We start from the raw sequence: 22,563 nt of genomic DNA, 5'->3' as shown, positions 1-22,563 counted from the left end.
CGTAACGGGCCGCATCCGGCCACCGTGGGGGCAGCCGCCGGGGCGCGCCCGCGGGCGGAGCAATCCGCCCGCACCGGGCCGGGTCTGCCGTTGGATCGGGCGGGCTGCTGCCCCTGCGCGCTCCGCGGCGCCGCCCGCGGGCGCCCTCTCGACGGGGCCGCCCGCGGGCCCGGCACCGGCGGCCGCCGCACCCCGGTTCTGACCACAGTCTCCAGTTCTGGCGACGGAACATTGGCAGTTCACGCAGCCGCCGGGCGGCACCGAGGGGTGAGACTGGTGGGCATACCGACCACCCACGTACAGGGGAATTCATGACCGGGTCACGCGTCCTGGCTCTCGGCCATTACCAGCCCTCCGGCGTGCTCACCAACGACGATCTCGCCAAGATCGTCGACACCGACGACGCCTGGATCCGCAGCCGGGTCGGCATCCGTACCCGCCATGTCGCCGCCCCGGACGAGACCGTGGACTCGATGGCGGCCGCCGCCGCGGCCAAGGCCCTGGCCGCCAGTGGCCTGGCCCCGCAGGACATCGACCTGGTGCTGGTCGCCACCTGCACGGCCCACGACCGCAGCCCGAACGCCGCGGCCCGGGTCGCCGCCCGGCTCGGGCTGTCCGCCCCCGCCACGATGGACCTGAACGTCGTCTGTTCCGGCTTCACCCATGCGCTGGCCACCGCCGACCACGCCATCCGGGCCGGTTCCGCGACCCATGCCCTGGTCATCGGGGCGGAGAAGTTCACCGACGTGGTCGACTGGACGGACCGCTCGACCTGCGTCCTGGTCGGCGACGGCGCGGGCGCCGCGGTCGTCAGCGCCTCGCCGGAGCCGGGGATCGGCCCGGTGCTGTGGGGCTCGGTGCCGGAGATGGGCGCCGCGGTCCGTATCGAGGGCGAACCGGCCCGGTTCGCCCAGGAGGGCCAGACCGTCTACCGCTGGGCCACGACCCAGCTGCCGGCCATCGCCCGCAAGGTCTGCGAACGCTCCGGAATCACCCCCGCCGATCTCGCCGGTGTGGTGCTGCACCAGGCCAACCTGCGGATCATCGAGCCGGTCGCGGAGCGGATCGGCGCGGTCAACGCGGTGGTCGCCAAGGACGTCGTCGACTCCGGCAACACCTCAGCGGCCTCCGTCCCGCTCGCCCTGTCCAAGCTGGTCGAGCGGCGTGAGATCCCCTCCGGCGCCCCGGTCCTCCTGTTCGCCTTCGGCGGCAACCTCTCGTACGCGGGCCAGGTCATCCACTGCCCGTGAGCCGGGCCGGCCCCGCATCCATCCGTGAGGCGGGAGGCTCCGCGTCCGTCCGTGAGGCGGAACGGCCCCGCGTCCGATTCGTTCAAGACCCGGCCCGGCGGCCTGCCTACGCTCGCCGTATGAGCACTTCACCCTCCACTTCACCGTCCCCCGCCACCCCCTCCGCCCCGCGGTTCGCGGCCCTCGGCATGGTCGTCGCCGACATGCCCGCCGCTCTCGCCTTCTACCGCCGCCTCGGCCTGGACATCCCCGCCGACGCGGACACCGCCCCACACGCCGAGGCAGCGCTCCCTGGAGGGCTGCGGCTGATGTGGGACACCCACGAGACCGCACGCGCCATCGACCCGGACTGGACCCCGCCCCAGGGCGGCACCCCCACCGGGCTGGCCTTCGAGTGCACCGGCCCCGCCGAGGTCGACAAGCTCTACGCGGAGCTCACCGATGCCGGCTACACGGGCGAGAAGCCACCATGGGACGCCTTCTGGGGGCAGCGCTACGCCGTCGTACAGGACCCGGACGGCCACGGCGTCGACCTGTTCGCCCCGCTGCCCTAGGACGGCAGGGCGGGTGCGCCTAGCCGATGTCCCCGGGGTGCTCGCGCAGGTACATCGCGCCGCAGCTGTGGCAGAACGGCTCCCCCTGGGGCGTACCCCAGACCTCGGCCGTCTGGGTGGCCGCTGCCGGAGCCAGTTCCCGTCCGCACATCGCCGTGGTGCCGTCCAGCCGCACCATGTGCCAGATCTTCACCGGCGTGTCCGCGTGCGGCAGAACGCCTTCCTCGTACTCAGCGCGCATCTCGTGCTCCATGGCGGTGCACCTCCTACGCCCACGATGCGCCAGCGGTTCGGAGGGCACAACGGCAATGGGGGCCCCACGGGCGGGCCCTCCGTACGGCCCCGCTCAGAAGACCGACCACCCCGTCAACGTCGTGAAGTGGTCCAAGGCCGCGGCGCCCGCCACGGAGTTGCCGCGGGCGTCGAGTCCCGGGCTCCAGACGCAGAGCGTGCAGCGGCCGGGGATGACCGCGATGATGCCGCCGCCCACCCCGCTCTTCGCGGGCAGCCCGACGCGGTAGGCGAACTCCCCGGCCGCGTCATACGTCCCGCAGGTCAGCATCACCGCGTTGATCCGCTTGGCCTCGCGGGCCTCCAGCAGCCGGCTGCCGTCGGCGCGCAGTCCATGACGGGCGAGGAAGCCGCCCGCCACGGCCAGGTCCCGGCAGCTCATCTCGATCGAGCACTGCCAGAAGTAGTGCTCGATGACGCTGGGGACGGGGTTCTCCAGGTTGCCGAAGGACGCCATGAAGTGCGCCAGGGCGGCATTGCGGTCGCCGTGTTCGGCCTCGGAGTCGGCCACCGCCTGGTCGAAGGCGAGGTCCGGGTTGCCGCTCTCCTCCCGCAGGAAGTGCAGCATCGAGGTGCTGGCGTCGCCGGTAAGGGTCTGGAGCCGGTCGGTGACCACCAGGGCGCCCGCGTTGATGAACGGATTGCGCGGGATACCGTTCTCCGCCTCCAGCTGGACCAGCGAATTGAACGGCGTACCGGACGGCTCACGGCCCACCCGCCGCCAGATGCCGTCGTCGTGGCCGCCATGGCTCTGCGCCATCACCAGGGCCAGCGAAAAGGTCTTGGAGATGGACTGGACGGAGAACGGGACCTCCCAGTCGCCGACCCCGTACACCTCGCCGTGGATGTCGGCCACCGCGATCCCGAAACGGTCCGCTGACACCCGTTCGAGCGCCGGTATGTAGTCCGCGACCCGCCCCTGTCGCACGAACGGCCGGGCATGGGCCGCTACCTCCTCGAGAACGGCCTGGTAGTCCATGACGGACACGCTAACCCGGAGTGAGCAGCACCCCCATCGGGGCCCCCGCCAGCGACTTCACCTCGCGCGCGAGGTGCGCCTGGTCCGCGTATCCGGCGCGCGCGGCGACCTGTGCGTAGGGCATCCCGGAGCGCGCCAGGTCCAGCGCGCGCACGAGCCGGAGCACCCGGGTCAGGGTCTTGGGGCCGTAGCCGAACGCGTCCAGGCTGAGCCGGTGCAGCTGGCGTTCGCTGAGCGCGACCGCGCGGGCGACCTCGGCGACGGGGTGACCCCGGGCGAGCGCCGCGGCGACGGCGGCGGTCCGGCCGTCGTCCCCGGTGCCTTCCCGGAGGCGGGCCGCGGCGGCCTCCTCCAGCAGGCGGCCGATACCGCCCGCGCCGCCCGGCTCCCCGGCGGCCGCCAGCCGCTCGGTCAGCTCCCGTACCCGGCCGGCGGGCCACAGGTCCGCCAACGGCACCCGCCGGTCACGCAGTTCCCGGGCCGGTACGCCGAAGACGGCGGGCCCCTGGCCGGGCGCGAAGCGCAGCCCGACGAAGGGCGTACCGGCCGGCACCCCGCCCACGGACTGCGGCCCGGTGTCCGGACCCGCCACCAGCAGCCGCCCCGCGCTCCAGATCAGATCCGTACACCCGTCGGGCAGCACCGGCCGCGCGGACGGCTGCATGGTGCGGCTCCACAGCACCGCACCGGCCACCCGGGAGGCACGCTCCTGGTAGCCACCGGGTACGCCGGACGGCCCCTTCAAGTCGCGCGTTTCGCCCACGTGCCCCAGCCTGGCACGGGAACCCCACGGCCGTCCGCGCCGTTGATCCCTTACGACACGGACCGCACGGAGGTGGCACATGTCAGGGTTTCTCGACCGCGCCAAGGAGCAGGCCCGTCAGGGGCTTGCGCAGGGCAAGCAGAAGGTCGACGAGGTACAGCAGAACCGCGCCGGCACCGAACTCCTGAGAAAGCTGGGCGCCGCCTACTTCGCCGAACGGCGGGGCAGCGGTTCCCCCGAGGCGACCCAGGACGCGCTCAACACCCTGGAGGCCCACGTCAACGCCCACGGCGACGCGTTCCTGCACGACTAGGGGCGAGCGTTCCCGCACGACCAGGGGTGCCTGCCGGGTCCGACCGGTTCGTGGAGCACTCCCCCGAGGGCGGCCGCCGCCCGGACGGGACCGGCCGAAGGCCGCACGTCCGGCCGGTGCGGCAGGGGGTCGCCCGGCGGTGGGCCGAGCCCGGGGGCTTCGCGGCAACAACGGCCACAATGGACGGGTGAACCACCCCGTAGACCTCGCCGCCGCCCTCCGGCCCCGTCCTCCCTCCCCGCTCCAGGAGATCGAGGATGAGCGCTTCGCCCGCCGGGGCGTGCGGCTGCTGCTCAAGCGGGACGATCTGATCCACCCGGAGCTTCCGGGCAACAAATGGCGCAAGCTGGCGCCGAATCTGCGGGCCGCGGCCGCGGCGGGTGAGCGGGCGCTGCTGACCTTCGGCGGCGCGTACTCCAACCATCTGCGGGCCACCGCCGCGGCCGGCCGGCTGCTCGGGTTCGCCACCATCGGCGTGGTCCGCGGCGACGAGCTGGCCGACGCACCGCGCAACCCGTCGCTGGCCCGCTGCGCCGCCGACGGGATGCGGCTGCACTTCATCGACCGCGCCCGCTACCGCCGGAGGGCCGACCCGGAGGTGCTCGCCGAGCTGCGCGACCGCTTCGGCGCGTTCCGGCTCATACCGGAGGGCGGCAGCAACACCCTTGCCGTACAGGGCTGTACGGAGCTGGGCCGGGAGCTGCGCGGGGCCGCGGACACGGTCGCGGTGGCCTGCGGCACGGGCGGCACCCTCGCCGGGCTCGCCGCAGGGCTGGGACCGGGGCAGCGCGCGCTGGGCTTCCCCGTACTGAAGGGCGGCCGTCCGCACTTCCTCCAGGAGACGGTCGAGGAACTACAGCGCGCGGCGTTCGGCGGACCGCGCGGCGACTGGCGGCTGGAGGACCGCTTCCACTGCGGCGGATACGCCCGCAGCACCCCGGAACTCGACGCCTTCGCGACGGCCTTCGAGGACCGGCACGGCCTGCCGCTGGAGCGGATCTACGTCGCCAAGCTGCTCCACGGGCTGACGACCCTGGCCGAGGAGGGCGCCTTCGCCCCCGGCAGCACCGTGGCCGCCGTGATCACCGGCACCCGGTGAGCCGATCCCCCGGACTACGGCCCGCCTCCGCCGACCACGGCCCTGACCTGCACGGATCACCTCGCCGGAGCACCTCGCGCACCGCCCGCTCCCCAGGCACCGCGGCCCGGCCGGGACCGCGACGGCACACGCCCTAGGAAGCCCCCTCCCGATACGCCGTGGCCTCCTCCAGGTCCAGTCGGCGCAGCAGCGTCCGCAGCATCTCGTCGTCGATCCCTCCGTCGTCCCGCAGCCGGACGAACACCCGCCGCTCGGCCTCGATCATTTCCCGGGCCAGCCGCCGGTAGGTCTCGTCGGCGGACTCCCCGGTGACCTCGTTGGCCGCGCCGAGCCGCTCCCACACGGAGTTGCGGCGGCGTTCCAAGACGCTGCGCAACCGGTCGACGAGGGGCCCCGGAAGGGCGTTGCGCGGGTCCTGGAGGAGTTCTTCGAGGCGCTCCTCGGCGGCCCGGGATGCCTCGTTCTGGGCCTGCGCCTCGGCGAGCGTCTCGGCCTGGGCGTCCGGTCCCGGCAGCTTCAGCGCACGGATCAGCGGCGGCAGCGTCAGCCCCTGGATGACGAGGGTGGCGATGACGGTGGTGAAGGTCAGGAAGAGCACGAGGTTGCGTGCCGGGAAGGACGCCCCGCCGTGCAGGGCGGCCGGGATGGAGAACGCGATGGCCAGCGACACCACCCCGCGCATCCCGGCCCAGCCGACGATGACCGGCGCGGTCCAGTTCGTCTCCGGCTCGCGGGTACGGATCCGGGCCGACAGCATGCGCGGCAGGAACGTCGCGGGAAAGACCCACACGAACCGCGACAGGACCACGACGGCGAACAGCACGCCCGCGTACCCGAGGGCCTGCGCCCCGCTGAACTCCCCCAGTCCGCGCACCACGACGGGCAGCTGGAGCCCGATCAGCGCGAAGACCGCGGACTCCAGGATGAAGGAGACCATCTTCCAGACGGCGTCCTCCTGGAGCCGGGTCTCGAAGTCGACCTGCCAGGAGCGGTGCCCCAGGTAGAGGCCGACCACGACGACGGCGAGCACCCCGGAGGCGTGCAGCTGCTCGGCGGCGGCGTAGGCGACGAACGGGATGAGCAGCGAGAGGGTGTTCTCCAGGAGCGCCGACTCCCGCAGCCGGACGCGCAGCCAGTGCAGCGGCACCATCAGGAGGAGGCCGACGCCGATGCCCCCTACGGACGCGATGGCGAACTGCTTGATCCCGTCACCCCAGGAGGCGCCCGTCCCGAGCGCCACGGCCACCAGGACCTTGTACGCGGTGATCGCGGTGGCGTCGTTGAACAGCGACTCGCCCTGAAGGATCGTGGTGATCCGGTGCGGCAGCCCGAGTTTGCGGGCGATGGCGGTGGCCGCGACGGCGTCCGGCGGGGCGACGACGGCCCCCAGGACGAGGGCGGCGGTCAGCGGCAGCCCCGGGATGACGAGATAGGCCGCATAACCGACCACGAACGTCGCGAACAGCACATAGCCCACCGACAGCAGGGCCACCGGCCGCAGATTGGCCCGCAGCCCCAGATACGAGCTGTCCAGCGCCGCGGTGTGCAGCAGCGGCGGCAGCAACAGCGGCAGCACGATGTGCGGATCGAGGGTGTAGTCGGGGATGCCGGGGACGTAGGAGGCCGCGAGCCCCGCGGTGACCAGGAGCAGCGGCGCGGGGACCGGCGTACGGCGCGCCAGCCCGGCCACCGCCGCGCTCCCCGCGACCAGCAAAAACAGCGGCATGACAGCCATCGGCCCGTCCCGTCCCCGTACGCCTCACCGGGCATCCCGGCGATCTAACCTGGCCATCATGAGCGAGTGCACCCACGTTGCCGAATTGCCGCGCCCCGAACCGGCACCGCAGAGCGCCACCTGCCTGGAGTGCCTGGCCGTCGGCAGCCACCCCGTACAACTGCGGCTGTGCCTGGCCTGCGGCCATGTCGGCTGCTGCGACTCCTCGCCGTTCCGGCACGCGACCAGGCACTTCGAGGAGACCGGCCATCCCGTGATGCGGACCTTCGAACCGGGTGGCTCCTGGCGCTGGTGCTTCACCGACCAGAAACTGGTGTGAAGCGATCACCGGCGTCCGTTTAGCCTTCACACATGATCCGCGAAGCGACACCCGACGATGTCCCCGTCATCCTGGCCATGATCGGCGAGCTGGCCGCGTACGAGCGCGCCCCCGAGGCCGCACAGGCCACCGAGGCGCAGCTGAAGGAGGCCCTCTTCGGCCCGCAGCCGGCCGCCTTCGCACTGATCGCGGAGGACGGCGACGCCCCGGTGGGCTTTGCCCTGTGGTTCCGGAACTTCTCGACGTGGACGGGCACGCACGGTGTCTACCTGGAGGACCTGTACGTCCGCCCCGAGGCGCGCGGCGGCGGCCACGGCAAGGCCCTGCTCGCGGCCCTCGCGAAGATCTGTGTGGCCCGCGGCTATGAGCGTTTCGAGTGGTCAGTCCTGGATTGGAATGAACCGTCCATCGGTTTTTACCGGTCGATCGGCGCGCAGCCCATGGACGAATGGACGGTCTTCCGGCTCACTGGAAAGGCACTGCACAACCTCGCGGACGCTTCGCGCGTCAACGGAGCGTAATCGGTGTCGATTTGACAGTGCACACCCCTAGCCACTGTCCGTACCCGAGGCTTTACAATCAGTGACAGCGAGGGTGCCGGGCGACCCTGGGCCGGATCGCCGCGCGGACGGCAGTGGTACTCCTTCCGGGCGACACCGGCCCACAGATCGCGATAGCGTCACAGCCGAACCATGTGTCGCGCCGAATCGTTCTCCTTTCGTCCGAGGGGAGAAAAGTCCGGCGCGAATATCCCGAACAACGCGAATATCGCGCATTCCAGCTCAACCAGCTTGTGCCACCTTGGAGGTGAGGGTGTCCCAGATCGCAGGCGAGCCCGGGACTCAGGACTTCGTGGAAGTCCGTCTGCCCGCTGCGGGTGCCTACCTGTCCGTGCTGCGTACGGCCACGGCCGGGCTCGCAGCCCGCTTGGACTTCACCCTCGACGAGATCGAGGATCTGCGTATCGCGGTCGACGAGGCCTGCGCGATCCTCCTGCAACAGGCCGTCCCCGGCAGTGTGCTGAGCTGCGTCTTCCGCCTCATCGATGACGCACTTCAGGTCACCGTGTCGGCCCCGACGACCGACGGCCGCGCCCCGGAGCGCGACACCTTCGCCTGGACGGTGCTCTCCGCACTCGCCGGCAAGGTCGATTCCACCGTCTCCGAGGACCAAACGGTCACCATCAGTCTGTACAAGGAGCGCGGCGCCGGTCCCGGACCGTCATGACCGAACAGGGGGCCCCGTGAAAGATCTCGAACGCGGCGGGAGGATGGCGCCGAGCGCGACCATCCCCGAGCAGCAGGCCCGGCCGCATCCGGTGGGCGTAGACGACCACGGCGGCCGGTTGGACGCGGCGGAGCAGGCAGAGCGGGCGGACCACATGGAGCAGAGCGAGCAGCCGGGGCAGCAGGCGCAGCAGCACGATGCGCCGGCCCCCGACGACAAGCGGCAGGATCAACAGCATTCCCAGGAGCCGCAGGACCGCAGCGGCGCCCGGGCGATGTTCTACGAGCTGCGCAAGCTGCCCGATGGCTCCCCGGAGCGCGCGGAGCTGCGCAACACCCTCGTGCGTATGCACCTGCCGCTCGTCGAGCATCTGGCCCGGCGGTTCCGTAACCGTGGCGAGCCGCTGGACGATCTGACCCAGGTCGCCACCATCGGTCTGATCAAGTCCGTCGACCGCTTCGACCCGGAGCGCGGCGTGGAGTTCTCCACGTACGCCACCCCCACCGTCGTCGGCGAGATCAAGCGGCACTTCCGCGACAAGGGCTGGGCGGTCCGCGTCCCGCGTCGCCTCCAGGAGCTGCGGCTGTCGCTGACCACCGCGACCGCCGAGCTGTCCCAGCGGCACGGCCGGGCGCCCACGGTGCATGAGCTGGCCGAGCATCTGGCGATCTCCGAGGAGGAGGTCCTGGAGGGCCTGGAGTCCGCCAACGCCTACAGCACTCTTTCCCTGGACGTCCCGGACACGGACGACGAGTCCCCGGCGGTCGCCGACACCCTCGGTGCCGAGGACGAGGCGCTGGAGGGCGTGGAGTACCGCGAGTCCCTCAAGCCGCTGCTGGAGGATCTCCCGCCGCGGGAGAAGAAGATCCTGCTGTTGCGCTTCTTCGGCAATATGACCCAGTCGCAGATCGCCCAGGAGGTCGGCATCTCCCAGATGCATGTCTCCCGCCTCCTGGCCCGCACCCTGGCCCAGCTGCGCGACAAGCTCCTCGTCGAGGAGTGAACGGCGCACAAGTGCGGTGGGCGAGGCCTTCGAAGGCCCCGCCCACCGTGCGTTCCAGGGGTCTGCCGGGCCGGAAACCCGGGACGCGCGCCCCGCGCCCTCCTCAGGGCGTCTCGCGCGGCCCGATACCCAGCGCCTCGGTGGCCGTCGGGTTGACCAGCAGCACGAGCACGACCAGCGCGGCCACGGCCAGTCCGATGCCGGCCGCGATCAGCGCACCGCCGCCGTTGACCAGCGTCCAGGCCACCGGCAGCGCCACGATCTGGGTGATCAGCGAGGGGCCCCGGCTCCAGCGGCGGCGCAGCCACAGCCCCCGGGCGGCCACCAGCGGCAGCACGGCGAGCGCGAGGACGGTGAGCCCGCCCATCTCCGCCTGCTGCGGGCTGTCCGGCGAACCGGCGAGACCCATGATCAGCATGTAGCCGCCGAGGGCGGCCAGGGCGAGCCCTTCGACGGCGGTGAGCGCCGCCGCGGCGCTCAGCCGGGCAGGTCGCGGGCCGGTCGGCACGGTGGACGCGGTCGCGGTGGGGGCTCCGGCGGCTCGGGACGCGGACTGCTTCTGCTGACTGCTCACCCCAGCAGGGTAGCGCCGGCCGTCCCGGCCTCCGGGGATGCCCCGGAGCCGGACGGGGCGTGAGGCCGGTACCCGCAGGTAGGTACGCTGCTGCATATGCGCGCACTTCTCGTGGTCAATCCCGCAGCAACCACCACCAGTGCCCGCACCCGTGACGTGCTGACCCACGCACTCGCCAGCGACCTCAAGCTGGAGGTCGCACAGACGCAGTACCGCGGGCACGCCCGTGATCTCGCCCAGGAGGCCGCCGAGGGCGGCGAGACCGACCTGGTGGTGGCGCTCGGCGGCGACGGCACGGTCAACGAGGTCGTCAACGGTCTGCTGGCCAACGGCCCCGATCCCGACTCACACCCCCGGCTGGCGGTCGTCCCCGGCGGCTCCACCAATGTCTTCGCCCGCGCGCTCGGGCTCCCCAATGACGTCGTGGAGGCCACCGGCGCCCTGCTGGACGCGCTGCGCGACGGCAGCGAGCGGACGATCGGCCTCGGGCTCGCCGCGGGCACCCCGGGCAGCGAGGACGAGGGCGTACCGGAGCGCTGGTTCACCTTCTGCGCGGGCTTCGGATTCGACGCCGGCGTCGTCGGCCGGGTCGAGCAGCAGCGCGAACGCGGCAAGCGTTCGACCCACGCCCTGTATATGCGACAGGTCGTACGGCAGTTCCTGGGCGAGGCGAACCGCCGGCGGGGCGTCCTCACCCTCGAACGTCCGGGCGGGACCGACGGCGCCGCGGAGACCGTCGAGAACCTGGCGCTGGCCATAATCTGCAACACCGCCCCCTGGTCCTACCTGGGCAATCGGCCGATCTATCCGTCCCCGGACGCCTCGTTCGACACGGCCCTGGATCTGTTCGCACTGAGCAAGCTCTCGCCGTCCGCGGTGGCCCGCTATGCGACCCAGTTGCTGACGTCAACACCCGAGCGCGGGCCCCACGGCAAACACGCCCTCTCACTTCACGACCTCACGAACTTCACCTTGCATTCGCAGGTCCCCCTGCCCTTCCAGATGGACGGTGACCACCTGGGACTGCGTACGAGTGTGACGTTCACAGGCGTACGCCGTGCACTGCGTGTGATTGTGTGAGCAGTAGGGCCCAAAGTCCTTTCACTCGAACGTTTAGACTGGTTTCCACCCCCTGGAATGACGGCTGTGAGCTAGGCGACACCAAGGATTCAAAAAAAAGTTTCCGGAAGGGGTTGTATCCGCCGCCGAGGTTTGCGAGTCTCTTCATGGCGATCGGGACGGCCGCTCTACCGGCCCCCTTGAGAGCCCGAATCCTCCTCCTCATTCCACAGGACCGCGCCAGTTCACGACTGGATTTCGGCCCTTCCCTTGTGGAGGGATTCGTGAAAGCGTTCACATTCACAAGCAACGATCCCGTCACACGAGGAGATGGAGCAGCCATGGACTGGCGTCACCGCGCCGTTTGCCGCGAGGAAGACCCCGAGCTCTTCTTCCCCATCGGCAACACCGGTCCTGCGCTGCTGCAGATCGAGGAAGCCAAGGCCGTCTGCCGCCGCTGCCCCGTCATGGAGCAGTGCCTGCAGTGGGCGCTCGAGTCCGGCCAGGACTCCGGCGTCTGGGGTGGTCTGAGCGAGGACGAGCGCCGCGCTATGAAGCGCCGTGCAGCTCGCAACCGGGCGCGCAACGCCAGCGCCTGAGCCAGCAGCCCCGTGGCCCCCGAGCCGCAGCGCGCAGTACACCCGATGCACCCCCGGCGCTGACAAGCCCGGTCGTTATCGCATCGACACAGCTTTGAGCCCCGGACCGCATGGTCCGGGGCTTCCTGCTGTTCAGGGCCGGGACGGGCGCGGCCGACGGTCGCCGGCCCCGGATCTCAGTGCTGCTTCTCGGCGCGCACCGGCACGTCGAGGATGACCTGCGTACCGCGCTCGGGCGCCCGCACCATGTCGAACTTTCCGCCCAACTCCCCCTCCACCAGGGTCCGTACGATCTGGAGCCCCAGGTTTCCGGCGCGATGCGGATCGAAACCCTCGGGCAGGCCGCGGCCATTGTCCTGGACGGTGACCAGCAGCCGCGGCTCGGTACGACTGCCGCCGCGCACCGCGCCGACCTCGACCACACCCCGCTCCACCTGGTCGAAGGCGTGCTCCAGGGCGTTCTGAAGCACCTCGGTGAGCACCATCGACAGCGGGGTGGCCACCTCGGCGTCCAGGATGCCGAAGCGTCCGGTGCGGCGGGTGGTCACCTTGCCCGGGGAGATCTCCGCGACCATGGCCAGCACCCGGTCCGCGATCTCGTCGAACTCGACCCGCTCGTCGAGGGTCTGGGACAGCGTCTCGTGCACGATCGCGATCGAACCGACCCTGCGTACGGCCTCGTTGAGCGCCTCGCGGCCCTGTTCGGAATCCATCCGGCGGGACTGGAGCCGCAGCAGCGCGGCGACCGTCTGGAGATTGTTCTTCACCCGGTGGTGGATCTCCCGGATGGTGGCGTCCTTGGTGATCAGCTCCCGCTCGCGACGTCTCAGTTCGGTCACATCGCGCAGCAGGACCAGTGAACCGATGTGCGTCCCCTTGGGCTTGAGGGGAATGGCGCGCAACTGGATCACGCCGTCGTCGCCCTCGACCTCGAACTCCCTGGGGGCCCAGCCGCTGGCGAGCTTGACCAGTGCCTCGTCCACGGGGCCGCGGGCGGGCGCCAGTTCGGCGGTGGCCTGGCCCAGGTGGTGGCCCACCAGGTCGGCGGCGAGACCGAGCCGGTGATAGGCGGAGAGGGCATTGGGGCTGGCGTACTGGACGATGCCGTCCGCGTCGAGCCGGATCAGTCCGTCGCCGGCGCGCGGTGAGGCATCCATGTCGACCTGCTGGCCGGGGAAGGGAAACGATCCGGCAGCGATCATCTGGGCGAGGTCGGAGGCGCTCTGGAGGTAGGTGAGCTCCAGCCGGCTGGGGGTGCGTACGGTCAGCAGATTGGTATTGCGGGCGATCACCCCGAGCACCCGGCCCTCGCGGCGCACCGGGATGGACTCGACCCGCACCGGAACCTCCTCCCGCCACTCCGGATCGCCCTCGCGCACGATGCGGCCCTCGTCCAGGGCGGAGTCCAGCATCGGGCGGCGGCCCCGGGGAACGAGATGGCCGACCATGTCGTCCTGGTAGGAGGTGGGCCCCGTATTGGGCCGCATCTGGGCCACCGATACATAGCGGGTGCCATCGAGAGTGGGCACCCACAGCACAAGATCGGCGAAGGAGAGGTCGGAGAGCAGCTGCCACTCCGAGACCAGCAGATGGAGCCACTCGAGGTCGGTGTCGCTCAGAGCGGTGTGCTGGCGTACGAGATCGTTCATGGAGGGCACGTCTTGGAGCCTACCGGCGTACGGTGTATGTGTTGTATCTGCACGGGCATGGACAAGTGAGAATGGTCTAGTCCAGAATTCAGCAAAGGCCTCCGCCCTCCCCGCACAGGAGAGCGGAACGAGGCCGAAGGCGCTCTCTGCCCTGACTGCGCCGAGGCCTCCGATCGACCGGTCCCAGGACGGGATGCACCCCTACCGCACACAGGGGCGCCGCCCGCCGCTAGACGGGGTCGGCCGATGTCAGCTCCGGGCTGCGGTGCCGGACAGGTTGAGGGTCCTGTCCCGGCGCCGCGGCCCGCGGGTGCTTCCGGGGGTCTTCAGCGGTCCTCCCCGCCGGTCTTCCGCGGCCACGCCTTGAGCGCCAGCTCGGCGATCGCCTCCAGCTCCGTCCGCTCCGCGCCGTCACGCGCCTGCTGGGACATGCCCTGGATGACGGCGCCGGTATAGGCGGCCAGCGCGCCGGCGTCCGTATCAGGGGGCAGCTCGCCGGCGGCGATGTCCGCACGGATGGCGCCGGCGATCTCCCGGACGTTCGACAGCCTCATCTCCCGCAGGGAGTCGGCGACTTCGGCCGATGCGGGCGAGATGTTCAGGGCGGCGCTGATGACCAGGCAGCCGCGGGGGCGGCCGGGCAGGGTGTATTCGGCCGCGGCCTCGCGCAGGGCCCGTTCGACGCCCCGACGGGCGGTCGGCTCCTCGGCCACGGCGCGGGAGAGGAAGCCTCCGTAGAGCCGCCCGTACTCGGCCACGACCTCGTCGAACAGGGCCCGCTTGTCGCCGAAGGCGGCGTAGAGGCTGGGGGCGCTGATGCCCATGGCGCGGGTGAGGTCGGAGATCGAGGTGGCCTCGTAGCCCCGCTCCCAGAAGGACCGGACCGCCTGCTCCAGGGCCGTCTCGCGGTCGAAGGACCGGGGCCGCCCGCGCTGTTTCGTCTCCTTGGTCGCCATGGCAAGAATTTTATAGCGGCCGGTACGGATTGCGTGCTACGGTTTTTCTGTAACGAGCGATAAAGAAAGCGCTCGGTGCGGCAGCGCGTGCATCGGTGCACGTCGGCGCGCATCCGCATACGTCCGGGGACATCCGCACAGGGATCGGGAGGGGCACTGCCATGAGTGCGCTCAGCGGCAAGACGGCACTGGTGACAGGCGGCAGCAGGGGGATCGGCCGGGCCATTTCGGAACGGCTGGCCAGGGAGGGCGCGCGGGTCGGCGTACATTACGGGCGGGACGCGACCGCGGCCAAGGAGACGGTCTCGGCGATCGAGGCCACCGGGGGCCAGGCCTTCGCGCTCCAGGCCGAGCTGGGGGTGCCGGGGGACGCCGAAGCACTGTGGGCCGCCTTCGACGCGCAGGCCGAAGGGCTGGACATCCTGGTCAACAACGCCGGCATCAACAAGGCCGTCGACGGCACCTTGAAGCGGATCGAGGCGGTGACGCCGGAGGACTTCGACGCCCTCTTCGCGGTCAACACCAAGGCGCCGTTCTTCATCGCCCAGCAGGCACTGCCCCGGCTGCGGGACGGCGGGCGGATCATCAACACCTCGACCGGTCTGACACGGGGCGCGGCCAAGCCCGAGTTGATCGCGTACGCCATGACCAAGGGCGCGATCGACGTCTTCACCTCGACCCTCGCCAAGGACCTGGGCCCGCGCGGGATCACGGTCAACGCGGTGGCGCCCGGCGCGGTGAACACCGACATGAATGCCGGATGGCTGCGCGGGGAGGCCAATGCCGCGGCGCGGCAGCGGGTCAGCGAGACATCCCCGCTGGGCCGGGTCGCGGACGCCACCGACATCGGCGACGTCGTGGCCTTCCTCGCCTCGGACGACAGCCGCTGGGTGACGGGGCAGTGGATCGACGCGACGGGCGGGGCGCTGCTCTGACGGAGTGCCGTACGGCGGTGCGGGCTGCCGGTGCCGGCTGCCGGCCGGAGGCATGGCGGGTGCCGGAAAACTTGACCGGCCGTTCGGATGTGCCGACGGGTTCCGGGGGCCACCCTCTGCTAGATTGGTCTATACCACATGGATCATTCTCCAGAACGGCAGGCCAAGCGTGGAAGTTGTCATCGTTCCGGATGCCGTGGCGGGCGGCGAGCTGATCGCGGAGGCCATCGCCACCCTGGTGCGCCGTAAGCCCGACGCACTGCTCGGTGTGGCCACCGGCTCCACCCCGTTGCCCATCTACGAGGCGCTGGCGGCGAAGGTCCGGGCCGGCGACGTGGACGCCTCGCGGGCGCGCATCTGCCAGCTCGACGAGTACGTCGGACTGCCGGCCGGGCACCCCGAGTCCTACCGTTCGGTGGTCCTGCGCGAGGTGGTCGAACCGCTCGGCCTCGCCGAGGAGTCCTTCATGGGCCCGGATGGCGCGGCGGAGGATGTGCAGGCCGCCTGTGAGGCGTACGACCGCGCGCTGCGCGAGGCCGGCGGTGTGGACCTCCAGCTGCTCGGCATCGGCACGGACGGGCACATCGGCTTCAACGAGCCCTGCTCATCGCTGGCTTCGCGTACCCGCATCAAGACGCTGACCCGGCAGACCCGGGAGGACAACGCCCGGTTCTTCGACAGCCTCGACGAGGTGCCGCACCACGTCATCACCCAGGGCATCGGCACCATCCTGGAGGCCCGCCATCTGGTGCTGCTCGCCACCGGCGAGGGCAAGGCCGACGCGGTGGCCCATGCCGTCGAGGGCCCGGTCGCCGCGCTGGTCCCGGCCTCGGCGCTACAGCTCCACCCGCATGCGACGGTCGTCGTGGACGAGGCCGCGGCCGCCAAGCTGAAGCTCGCGGACTACTTCCGCGCCACGTATGCGGCGAAGCCGGAGTGGCAGGGCCTGTAGGCCCTGCCGGGGGCAGGGGGCAAGGGGCCGCACCGTGCCCCCTCGGGCCGGCGGCGCCTGATCACTCGTCGGGGGACGGGCTCCGGCCCGTGAGGGCCTCGGCCGCGGCCTGGGCGCAGACGCGGGCCGCGCCGTGGGTGGCGACGTGGAGGGCGCCTTGGGGTGGGGCCTGGGGGACGCCCATTTCGATGACGGCGGTGTCGGGGCGGGCGGCGAGGAGGGTGTGGAGCGCGTCGGCCATCCAGGGGTGGCGGTGGACATCGCGGACCACGGCGACGAGGCGGCGGTCGGCGGCCGCCGTGAGCAGGCCGTCGACCAGGGCGGCGGTACCGCCCGCGGCGGCGGCCTCGCCGGTGCAGGTGGCGGTCTCGGTGCCCGGGAGCAGGCGGGCCAGTTCGGCGGCGACGCCCCAGGGGGTCTCGTCGCCCACGGCGATGTTGGCGAGGGGGGTGAAGGCGGCGACGTAGACGGGCTCGGCCAGGGGCCGGTACGGGCCGGCGGCGGTGACGCGCAGGGCGCGCCGGGCCGCGGTGAGGCCGATGCCGGGGGCGGGCGCGGCGCCCTCCCCCGCGCCCGTGCTCCGGGCCCGGCCGGCCAGGGCGCGCACCTGTGCCGCGGCGTCGGCGAGCCGCTGCTCCGGCAGTTCGCCCTCGCGCACCGCCCGCACCAGGGCGTCACGCAACCGCAGCACGATGCCCTCGTCCGCCAGCCCGCCCCCCACACAGATGGCGTCGGCACCGGCCGCGAGGGCGAGCACGCTGCCGCGCTCGATGCCGTAGGTGGCGGAGATGGCCTGCATCTCCATCCCGTCGGTGACGATCAGCCCGTCGAAGCCGAGGCCGCCCTCGGCCTCGGGGGCCCGCAGCAGACCGTGCAGCGCGGCCGGGCTGAGCGTGGCCGGGTGCTCGGCGTCCAGTGCGGGCAGCAGGATGTGGGCGCTCATCACGGCGCGGGTGCCGGCGGCGACGGCGGCGCGGAACGGCACCAGTTCGCGTTCCTGGAGGGTGGGCAGATCGGCGGCGATACGCGGCAGATCGTGGTGCGAGTCGACGGCGGTGTCGCCATGGCCGGGGAAGTGCTTGGTACAGGCGGCGACACCGGCGGACTGGAGGCCCTCGACGTAGGCGGCGGTGTGCCGGGCGACCAGCTGCGGGTCGGCGCCGAAGGAGCGGACGCCGATGACCGGGTTGGCGGGGTTGGAGTTGACGTCGGCGGAGGGGGCCCAGTTGAGGTTGATACCGCAGTCGGCCAGCCGTCGGCCGAGTTCGCGGGCGACCGCGCGGGTCAGCTCGGTGTCGTCGACGGCGCCGAGCGCATGGTTGCCGGGGAAGGAGGAGCCGCCGCGCACTTCGAGGCGGGTGACATCGCCACCCTCCTCGTCGATGGCGACGATCAGTTCCTCGCGTTCGGCACGCAACCGGCCGGTGAGCGCGGCGAGTTGGGCCGGTTCGGCGACATTGCGGCCGAAGAGGCCGACCGAGACCAGGCCCTCGCCGAGGCGCCGCAGCAGCCAGTCGGGCGGGGTGGTGCCGGTGAAGCCGGGCTGGAGGACGGCGAGGGCATCGCGGGTGAGGGTGTCGGCGGAGCGTACGGAGCGTACGAGAGGCGTCATGAGCTGCGTTATCCCTTCACTGCGCCGGAGGTGAGACCGCCGACCGCCTTGCGTTGCAGGAACAGGAAGAGGACCAGGATGGGGACGGCGAAGATCGAGGCGGCGGCCATGGTGGCACCCCAGTCGTCCCCGAACTGGGTCTGGAACTGCGACAGCCACAGCGGCAGGGTTCCCGTGGCCGGTTCCTTGTTGAGGACCAGCACCAGCGGGAATTCGTTCCAGGCGGTGATGAATCCGAAGAGCGAGGTGGCCATCAGGCCGGGCGCCAGCAGCGGGAAGACCACCTTGAGGAACGCCTGGCGGCGCGAGCAGCCGTCGACCATCGCGGACTCCTCCAGCTCCATGGGCACCGCGGCGACATAGCCCCGGAGCGTCAGCAGGGTGAAGGGCAGCACCATCAGCATGTAGAAGCAGGTGAGCGGCAGCAGGCTGTTGAGCAGGTCCGCGTCCCGGACGATCAGGTAGATGGAGATCACCATGACCTCCCAGGGAGCCATCTGGGCGACCATGAACGTCAACAGGATGCCCTTACGGCCCCGGAAGCGCATCCGGGTCAGCGCGAACGCCCCGCAGAGGGCGATCACCAGCGACAGACCGACGGCGAAGACGGTCACCAGCACCGAATTGCCGGCCAGGATCCAGAAGTTCGGGGCGCGCACGGCCGTCGTGAAGTGTTCGAGAGTGCCGTGGAAGGGGAACCACACGGGGTCCTCGCTGATGATGTCCCGGGTCGGCTTGAAGGCCGTGTTGAACATCCAGTAGACCGGGAAGAGGAAGCCGAGGGCGAGCACGGCCGCCGTGGCATTGGGCCAGGCACGGCCGGCGAGAGAGTGCTTCACAGCTCGTTCTCCTCCTGCTTTTCCTGGGTGACCGTCAGCCGCAGGTAGTACGCGGTCATGACCAGCAGCACCACGATCGTCAGCAGGGAGATCGCGGCGCCCATGCCGAAGTGGAGGTTGCCGACGCCCTCGGTGAAGGCGTAGATCGGCAGTGTTTCGGTGAGCCGGTCGGGGCCGCCCTCGTTGATGGCGAAGATCTGCGGGAACGCCTTGAAGACCCAGATGACCTCCAGAAACGTCGTCGCGAGGAAGAACGGCTTGAGGAAGGGGAAGGTGACGGAGGTGAAGACCTTCCAGGTGCCGGCGCCGTCCATCCGGGCCGCTTCGTAGAGCTCCCTGGGGATGGTCGTGGTGGCGGCGTAGAGGTTGAGGGCCACGAAGGGCAGCGACTGCCAGACGATCAGTACGGTGATGACGAAGAACGTCGAGAGCTGGGTGCCGACCCAGTCGTAGTGGGCCATGGAGTGCGCACCGAGCTTGTCCAGCAGCCAGTTGACGACGCCGTAGCGGGAGTCGAAGAGCCACTGGAAGACGGTGGTGGCGGCGATCGCCGGCATCGCCCAGGCGAGCACCAGCGCGGCGGAGAGCGTGAGGCGCATCTTCGTGCCGAGCCGCGCCAGCAGCAGACCGATCAGCACGCCGAGGATCATGATCAGGGCGACATTGACCGCGGTGAAGACGAGGGTGCGGAGGGTGACCCGCCAGAACTGCTCGCTGCCCAGGATCTCCTGGTAGTTGCCGATGCCGCGCCAGTCGGTGAGGTGCTGGATCAGCTCCTTCATATTGAGGTTCTGGAAGGAGAGCAGGAGGTTGCGGACCATCGGCCAGCCCAGGAAGACCGCGGTCGCGAGCAGGGCCGGCAGCAGCAGGAGGTAGGGGGCGCCGCGTGCGGCCCGCCGGCTGCCTCCGCCGCGCCGGGTGGGCGGTGCGCCGCCCTTGCCGGTCCGCGGCGCGGTCTGGTCCACCGCGCCGTCGAGCTGCACTGCCATGGGCCCCTGCTCCCCCTCGTGTCCCGTCAGAACTCGGTGCGTTCGCGGTGCCCGGGTGCCGGCCGGGGACGGCCGGCCGGCACCCGGCGCCTGGTGGGCGCGCGCCCGGGCGTCCGTTACTGCTTGGCGAGCCGTGCGTTGATCTCGGGCTCGATGTCCTTGGCGGCATCGGCCGGGGACTTACCGCCCAGAACTGCGGTCATATAGCTCTTGATCGGGTTCGGAATGTTCTCCACCGCGGCCCACTGGGGAATCAGCGGTGTGGTGCCCCCGGACTTCTCCGCCGCCGGCGCGGCGGCCGCCACGGCCGGATTCTCCTGTGCGGCGTCGGCCAGGTCCGGGGACTTCGGAGCCCAGCCGGACTCCTTCACCATCTGCCGGTCGTTCTGCTTCGACAGGGCGACCTTCAGGAATTCCTTGGCGAGTTCCTGGTTCTTGCCCATTCCGGCGACGGCGAAGTTGGAGCCGCCGAGGAAAACGCCTTCCGGCTTGTCCGCGGTTTCCCCGGGGATGGTGAAGAAGCCGATGTCCTTCTTCATCTTCGGATTGGCCTTGAGGGCGGTGGCGGCCTCGTAGCCCATGGCGATGAGGGCGCCGGTACGGCCCTTGGCGAAGACCTCGGCCTGCTGCGGGGTGGCCTCGTCCTTGTTCTTGGGGGCGGTGCTGAAGGCCTGGTACTGCTGGTAGATGTCCATGGCCTTGGCGACCTTGGGATCGCCGAGGTTGGAGACCCACTTGTCGCCCTGCCGCTTCACGAGGCCGGCGCCGGTGCCGAGGGTCAGGCCGTCGAAGAAGTACCAGTTCTGGCCGGGGAGATACAGCGGCTCGGCGTCGGTCTTCTTCTTGATGGTGTCAAAGGCCCGGAAGAGCTCGCTGCGGGTCCGGGGAGTTGTCTTGAGGCCGGCCTCGGCCCAGATCTTCTTGTTGTACATCACCACCCGGTTTCCGGCGAACCACGGGAGGGCGTACTGCTTTCCGTCGACGAGCGACGCCTTGTTGAAGGCCTCGTTCCAGTCGGCGCCGATCTCCTTCTTCAGATCGCCGAGTTCGGCCAGGGCACCGGCCTTGGCATAGGCGGCGGTCTGGGTGTTGCCGATTTCGACGACATCCGGCGGGGTGTCCTCGGAAAGGGCGGTGCTCAGCTTCTGCTGAATGCCGTTCCACTGCTGGACCTTGAACTCGACGGTGGCGCCGGTCTTCTTCTTGAACTGCGCGGAGACCTGCTCGGTCCACTGCGCCGGATTCGAACCATTCATCACCCAGACGGTCAGCTTCTGGCCCTTGAAGCCGTCCGCGCCCGTCTTCGTGCCGCCGCCGGACCCACAGGCAGTGACACCCACCAGCATTCCCACGACCGCCGTCGCCGCCACGAGCCCACGCTTCATTGCGCTCTCCCCCCAAAGGCCGGGTGTGTGGTCTTTAATGGTTTAGACCAGTGCCCCGCAGCTTGGCCTAGACCTTTAGGGGTGTCAAGGGTGTATAAGAGTCGCTGTCAGGTCCGTTACCGGACCGACATCCGGCGGGCCGGGGCCTGTAAGGGAGCGCGGGAATCCCACCCGTGCCACGATGTGAGCCGCTACGTACGGAGGCGCCGGTGACGGCAGCACGACAGGAGTCGGAGAGGCGGGTCATGGACACGGACGGGGGCAGCAGCGCCGAGAACGGCGGCACGCGGACCGCACGGGTGCCCAAGTACTACCGGCTCAAGCGGCACTTGCTGGAAATCACCGAGACCCTGCCGCCCGGCACCCCGGTCCCGCCCGAACGGACCCTCGCCACGGAGTTCGACACCTCGCGCACGACGGTGCGTCAGGCCCTCCAGGAGCTGGTGGTCGAGGGCCGGCTGGAGCGCATCCAGGGCAAGGGCACCTTTGTCGCCAAGCCCAAGGTTTCCCAGGCCCTGCAACTGACCTCCTATACGGAGGACATGCGGGCCCAGGGCCTGGAGCCGACCTCCCAGTTGCTGGACATCGGCTATGTCACGGCGGACGACCGGCTCGCCGGCCTGCTGGACATCGCCACCGGCGGCCGGGTGCTGCGCATCGAACGGCTGCGGCTGGCCAGCGGTGAGCCGATGGCCATCGAGACCACCCATCTGTCGGCGAAGCGCTTCCCCGCGCTGCGCCGGAACCTCGTCAAGTACACCTCCCTCTACACCGCGCTGGCCGAGGTGTACGACGTCCGGCTGGCGGAGGCCGAGGAGACCATCGAGACCTCCCTCGCCACCCCGCGCGAGGCCGGCCTGCTGGGCACGGATGTCGGACTGCCGATGCTGATGCTCTCCCGGCACTCGCTCGATGCGCAGGGGCAGCCGGTGGAGTGGGTGCGCTCGGTCTACCGCGGCGACCGTTACAAGTTCGTCGCCCGGCTGCAACGCCCCACGGACTGACCCAGGACCCGCGCCGGGCGGACAGCGCTCCGCCCGGCCTTCCCCTGCCCTGCCGCCGCCGGGTCCGCCCCCTGGGGCCGGCGGCGCAGGTCGCGGCCGGGTGGATTCTTGATACCGATATGCGGACAGCTAGTGACGCGTGCCACTGCCCTGCCATAGATTTCCAGCCGATCGCACAGGAGACAGCCAGGGGACGGAGCCACGGTCATGACCCAGTCAGCCGCATCACCGGTTCGCAGACAGGTCGTCACGCCCACGCGTGTGGTGGCCGGACTCTGCCTGATCGCTCCGTTCGTGGCGATGCTGTGGGTGAGCTCGTACGCCAAGATCGAGCCGACGATCATCGGGATCCCGTTCTTCTACTGGTACCAGATGCTGTGGGTGCTGATCTCGACCGCGCTCACCACCCTCGCCTACAAGCTCGTGCAGCGTGAGCAGCGCGCCCGCAAGGGCGGTGCGGACCAGTGACTCCCACGA

At 70.8% G+C, this 22,563-nt stretch carries 25 protein-coding genes; 14 read left to right on the top strand and 11 right to left on the bottom strand.

The genetic code is table 11. The features are described 5' to 3' along the window. Positions 1 to 311 precede the first annotated feature (311 nt). Both TU31_RS03285 and TU31_RS03280 read left to right on the top strand, forming a co-directional pair. Positions 312 to 1,250 (top strand): beta-ketoacyl-ACP synthase III, encoded by a 939-nt coding sequence (locus TU31_RS03285; protein ID WP_042148554.1) that lies wholly within the window; start codon positions 312 to 314, stop codon positions 1,248 to 1,250. A 119-nt stretch (positions 1,251 to 1,369) separates the two neighbouring features. Beyond that, on the top strand, positions 1,370 to 1,804 hold the full coding sequence (locus TU31_RS03280; protein ID WP_042148551.1) for a VOC family protein: 435 nt from the start codon (positions 1,370 to 1,372) through the stop codon (positions 1,802 to 1,804). A 19-nt stretch (positions 1,805 to 1,823) separates the two neighbouring features. Here TU31_RS03280 and TU31_RS03275 read toward each other — a convergent pair whose 3' ends face one another. From TU31_RS03275 to TU31_RS03265, 3 genes are all read right to left on the bottom strand, one after another. Continuing rightward, on the bottom strand, positions 1,824 to 2,057 hold the full coding sequence (locus TU31_RS03275) for a hypothetical protein (protein WP_042148548.1): 234 nt from the start codon (positions 2,055 to 2,057) through the stop codon (positions 1,824 to 1,826). Positions 2,058 to 2,150: 93 nt separating this feature from the next. Continuing rightward, the gene (locus TU31_RS03270) at positions 2,151 to 3,074 is read right to left on the bottom strand and encodes a glutaminase (RefSeq protein WP_042149896.1); all 924 of its coding nucleotides are present in this window, start codon (positions 3,072 to 3,074) and stop codon (positions 2,151 to 2,153) included. Between the two features lie 10 nt (positions 3,075 to 3,084). Continuing rightward, the gene (locus tag TU31_RS03265) at positions 3,085 to 3,837 is read right to left on the bottom strand and encodes a helix-turn-helix transcriptional regulator (protein ID WP_423602676.1); all 753 of its coding nucleotides are present in this window, start codon (positions 3,835 to 3,837) and stop codon (positions 3,085 to 3,087) included. Between the two features lie 79 nt (positions 3,838 to 3,916). On the opposite strand from TU31_RS03265, the gene TU31_RS03260 reads away from it, so the two are divergent. Then, positions 3,917 to 4,150 carry a hypothetical protein gene (locus tag TU31_RS03260; RefSeq protein ID WP_042148542.1) on the top strand — a complete coding sequence of 78 codons (234 nt, stop codon included), beginning with the start codon at positions 3,917 to 3,919 and terminating at the stop codon, positions 4,148 to 4,150. A gap of 187 nt (positions 4,151 to 4,337) precedes the next feature. Beyond that, the gene (locus tag TU31_RS03255; protein ID WP_042148540.1) at positions 4,338 to 5,249 is read left to right on the top strand and encodes a 1-aminocyclopropane-1-carboxylate deaminase/D-cysteine desulfhydrase; all 912 of its coding nucleotides are present in this window, start codon (positions 4,338 to 4,340) and stop codon (positions 5,247 to 5,249) included. A 133-nt stretch (positions 5,250 to 5,382) separates the two neighbouring features. Here TU31_RS03255 and TU31_RS03250 read toward each other — a convergent pair whose 3' ends face one another. Beyond that, positions 5,383 to 6,984 (bottom strand): Na+/H+ antiporter, encoded by a 1,602-nt coding sequence (locus TU31_RS03250; protein WP_042148538.1) that lies wholly within the window; start codon positions 6,982 to 6,984, stop codon positions 5,383 to 5,385. A 58-nt stretch (positions 6,985 to 7,042) separates the two neighbouring features. Here TU31_RS03250 and TU31_RS03245 point away from each other — a divergent pair, with 58 nt between their 5' ends. From TU31_RS03245 to TU31_RS03230, 4 genes are all read left to right on the top strand, one after another. Beyond that, positions 7,043 to 7,303, top strand: coding sequence for a UBP-type zinc finger domain-containing protein (locus TU31_RS03245; protein ID WP_042148536.1), 261 nt, complete (start codon positions 7,043 to 7,045; stop codon positions 7,301 to 7,303). Between the two features lie 32 nt (positions 7,304 to 7,335). Continuing rightward, positions 7,336 to 7,824, top strand: coding sequence for a GNAT family N-acetyltransferase (locus tag TU31_RS03240; protein WP_042148534.1), 489 nt, complete (start codon positions 7,336 to 7,338; stop codon positions 7,822 to 7,824). Positions 7,825 to 8,116: 292 nt separating this feature from the next. Then, positions 8,117 to 8,530, top strand: coding sequence for an ATP-binding protein (locus TU31_RS03235; protein WP_042148531.1), 414 nt, complete (start codon positions 8,117 to 8,119; stop codon positions 8,528 to 8,530). A 43-nt stretch (positions 8,531 to 8,573) separates the two neighbouring features. After that, positions 8,574 to 9,533: an RNA polymerase sigma factor SigF gene (locus TU31_RS03230; protein ID WP_042148528.1), complete on the top strand. Its 960-nt coding sequence runs from the start codon at positions 8,574 to 8,576 to the stop codon at positions 9,531 to 9,533. A 103-nt stretch (positions 9,534 to 9,636) separates the two neighbouring features. Here the strand turns inward: TU31_RS03230 and TU31_RS03225 are convergent, their stop codons facing one another. Further along, positions 9,637 to 10,107 (bottom strand): hypothetical protein, encoded by a 471-nt coding sequence (locus tag TU31_RS03225; RefSeq protein ID WP_042149893.1) that lies wholly within the window; start codon positions 10,105 to 10,107, stop codon positions 9,637 to 9,639. 96 nt (positions 10,108 to 10,203) lie between these two features. On the opposite strand from TU31_RS03225, the gene TU31_RS03220 reads away from it, so the two are divergent. Together TU31_RS03220 and TU31_RS03215 are read left to right on the top strand one after the other, a co-directional pair. After that, positions 10,204 to 11,187: a diacylglycerol/lipid kinase family protein gene (locus tag TU31_RS03220; protein ID WP_042148523.1), complete on the top strand. Its 984-nt coding sequence runs from the start codon at positions 10,204 to 10,206 to the stop codon at positions 11,185 to 11,187. Between the two features lie 320 nt (positions 11,188 to 11,507). After that, positions 11,508 to 11,765, top strand: a complete 258-nt coding sequence (locus tag TU31_RS03215; protein ID WP_003983230.1) for a WhiB family transcriptional regulator — start codon at positions 11,508 to 11,510, stop codon at positions 11,763 to 11,765. Positions 11,766 to 11,941: 176 nt separating this feature from the next. Here the strand turns inward: TU31_RS03215 and TU31_RS03210 are convergent, their stop codons facing one another. Then, positions 11,942 to 13,414, bottom strand: coding sequence for a sensor histidine kinase (locus TU31_RS03210; protein ID WP_042148517.1), 1,473 nt, complete (start codon positions 13,412 to 13,414; stop codon positions 11,942 to 11,944). 326 nt (positions 13,415 to 13,740) lie between these two features. Further along, positions 13,741 to 14,370, bottom strand: coding sequence for a TetR/AcrR family transcriptional regulator (locus TU31_RS03205; protein WP_042148514.1), 630 nt, complete (start codon positions 14,368 to 14,370; stop codon positions 13,741 to 13,743). A 161-nt stretch (positions 14,371 to 14,531) separates the two neighbouring features. On the opposite strand from TU31_RS03205, the gene TU31_RS03200 reads away from it, so the two are divergent. Continuing rightward, positions 14,532 to 15,305 carry an SDR family oxidoreductase gene (locus TU31_RS03200; RefSeq protein ID WP_042148512.1) on the top strand — a complete coding sequence of 258 codons (774 nt, stop codon included), beginning with the start codon at positions 14,532 to 14,534 and terminating at the stop codon, positions 15,303 to 15,305. A 169-nt stretch (positions 15,306 to 15,474) separates the two neighbouring features. Further along, positions 15,475 to 16,257 (top strand): glucosamine-6-phosphate deaminase, encoded by a 783-nt coding sequence (gene nagB / locus TU31_RS03195; protein ID WP_042148508.1) that lies wholly within the window; start codon positions 15,475 to 15,477, stop codon positions 16,255 to 16,257. A 61-nt stretch (positions 16,258 to 16,318) separates the two neighbouring features. On the opposite strand, the gene TU31_RS03190 is transcribed toward nagB, so the two are convergent. The 4 genes from TU31_RS03190 to TU31_RS03175 form a co-directional block, all read right to left on the bottom strand. Next, on the bottom strand, positions 16,319 to 17,869 hold the full coding sequence (locus tag TU31_RS03190; RefSeq protein ID WP_042148504.1) for a glycoside hydrolase family 3 protein: 1,551 nt from the start codon (positions 17,867 to 17,869) through the stop codon (positions 16,319 to 16,321). Between the two features lie 8 nt (positions 17,870 to 17,877). Continuing rightward, the gene (locus TU31_RS03185; protein WP_042148501.1) at positions 17,878 to 18,708 is read right to left on the bottom strand and encodes a carbohydrate ABC transporter permease; all 831 of its coding nucleotides are present in this window, start codon (positions 18,706 to 18,708) and stop codon (positions 17,878 to 17,880) included. Then, on the bottom strand, positions 18,705 to 19,697 hold the full coding sequence (locus tag TU31_RS03180) for a carbohydrate ABC transporter permease (protein ID WP_042148498.1): 993 nt from the start codon (positions 19,695 to 19,697) through the stop codon (positions 18,705 to 18,707). Before TU31_RS03180 ends, TU31_RS03185 begins: the two co-directional genes overlap by 4 nt. A 116-nt stretch (positions 19,698 to 19,813) precedes the next feature. After that, a complete protein-coding gene (locus TU31_RS03175) occupies positions 19,814 to 21,082 on the bottom strand; it encodes an extracellular solute-binding protein (RefSeq protein WP_042148494.1) in 1,269 nt (422 codons plus the stop codon). A gap of 245 nt (positions 21,083 to 21,327) precedes the next feature. Here TU31_RS03175 and TU31_RS03170 point away from each other — a divergent pair, with 245 nt between their 5' ends. Beyond that, entirely contained in the window at positions 21,328 to 22,086 is a 759-nt protein-coding gene (locus TU31_RS03170; RefSeq protein WP_042148491.1) for a GntR family transcriptional regulator, read from the top strand. Positions 22,087 to 22,293: 207 nt separating this feature from the next. Beyond that, entirely contained in the window at positions 22,294 to 22,554 is a 261-nt protein-coding gene (locus tag TU31_RS03165) for a DUF3311 domain-containing protein (RefSeq protein ID WP_042148487.1), read from the top strand. Positions 22,555 to 22,563: the final 9 nt, after the last annotated feature.

The organism is Streptomyces lydicamycinicus (assembly GCF_000829715.2).
GTDB classification, from domain to species: domain Bacteria; phylum Actinomycetota; class Actinomycetes; order Streptomycetales; family Streptomycetaceae; genus Streptomyces; species Streptomyces lydicamycinicus.
This window is presented reverse-complemented; position numbering and strand designations above follow the sequence as displayed.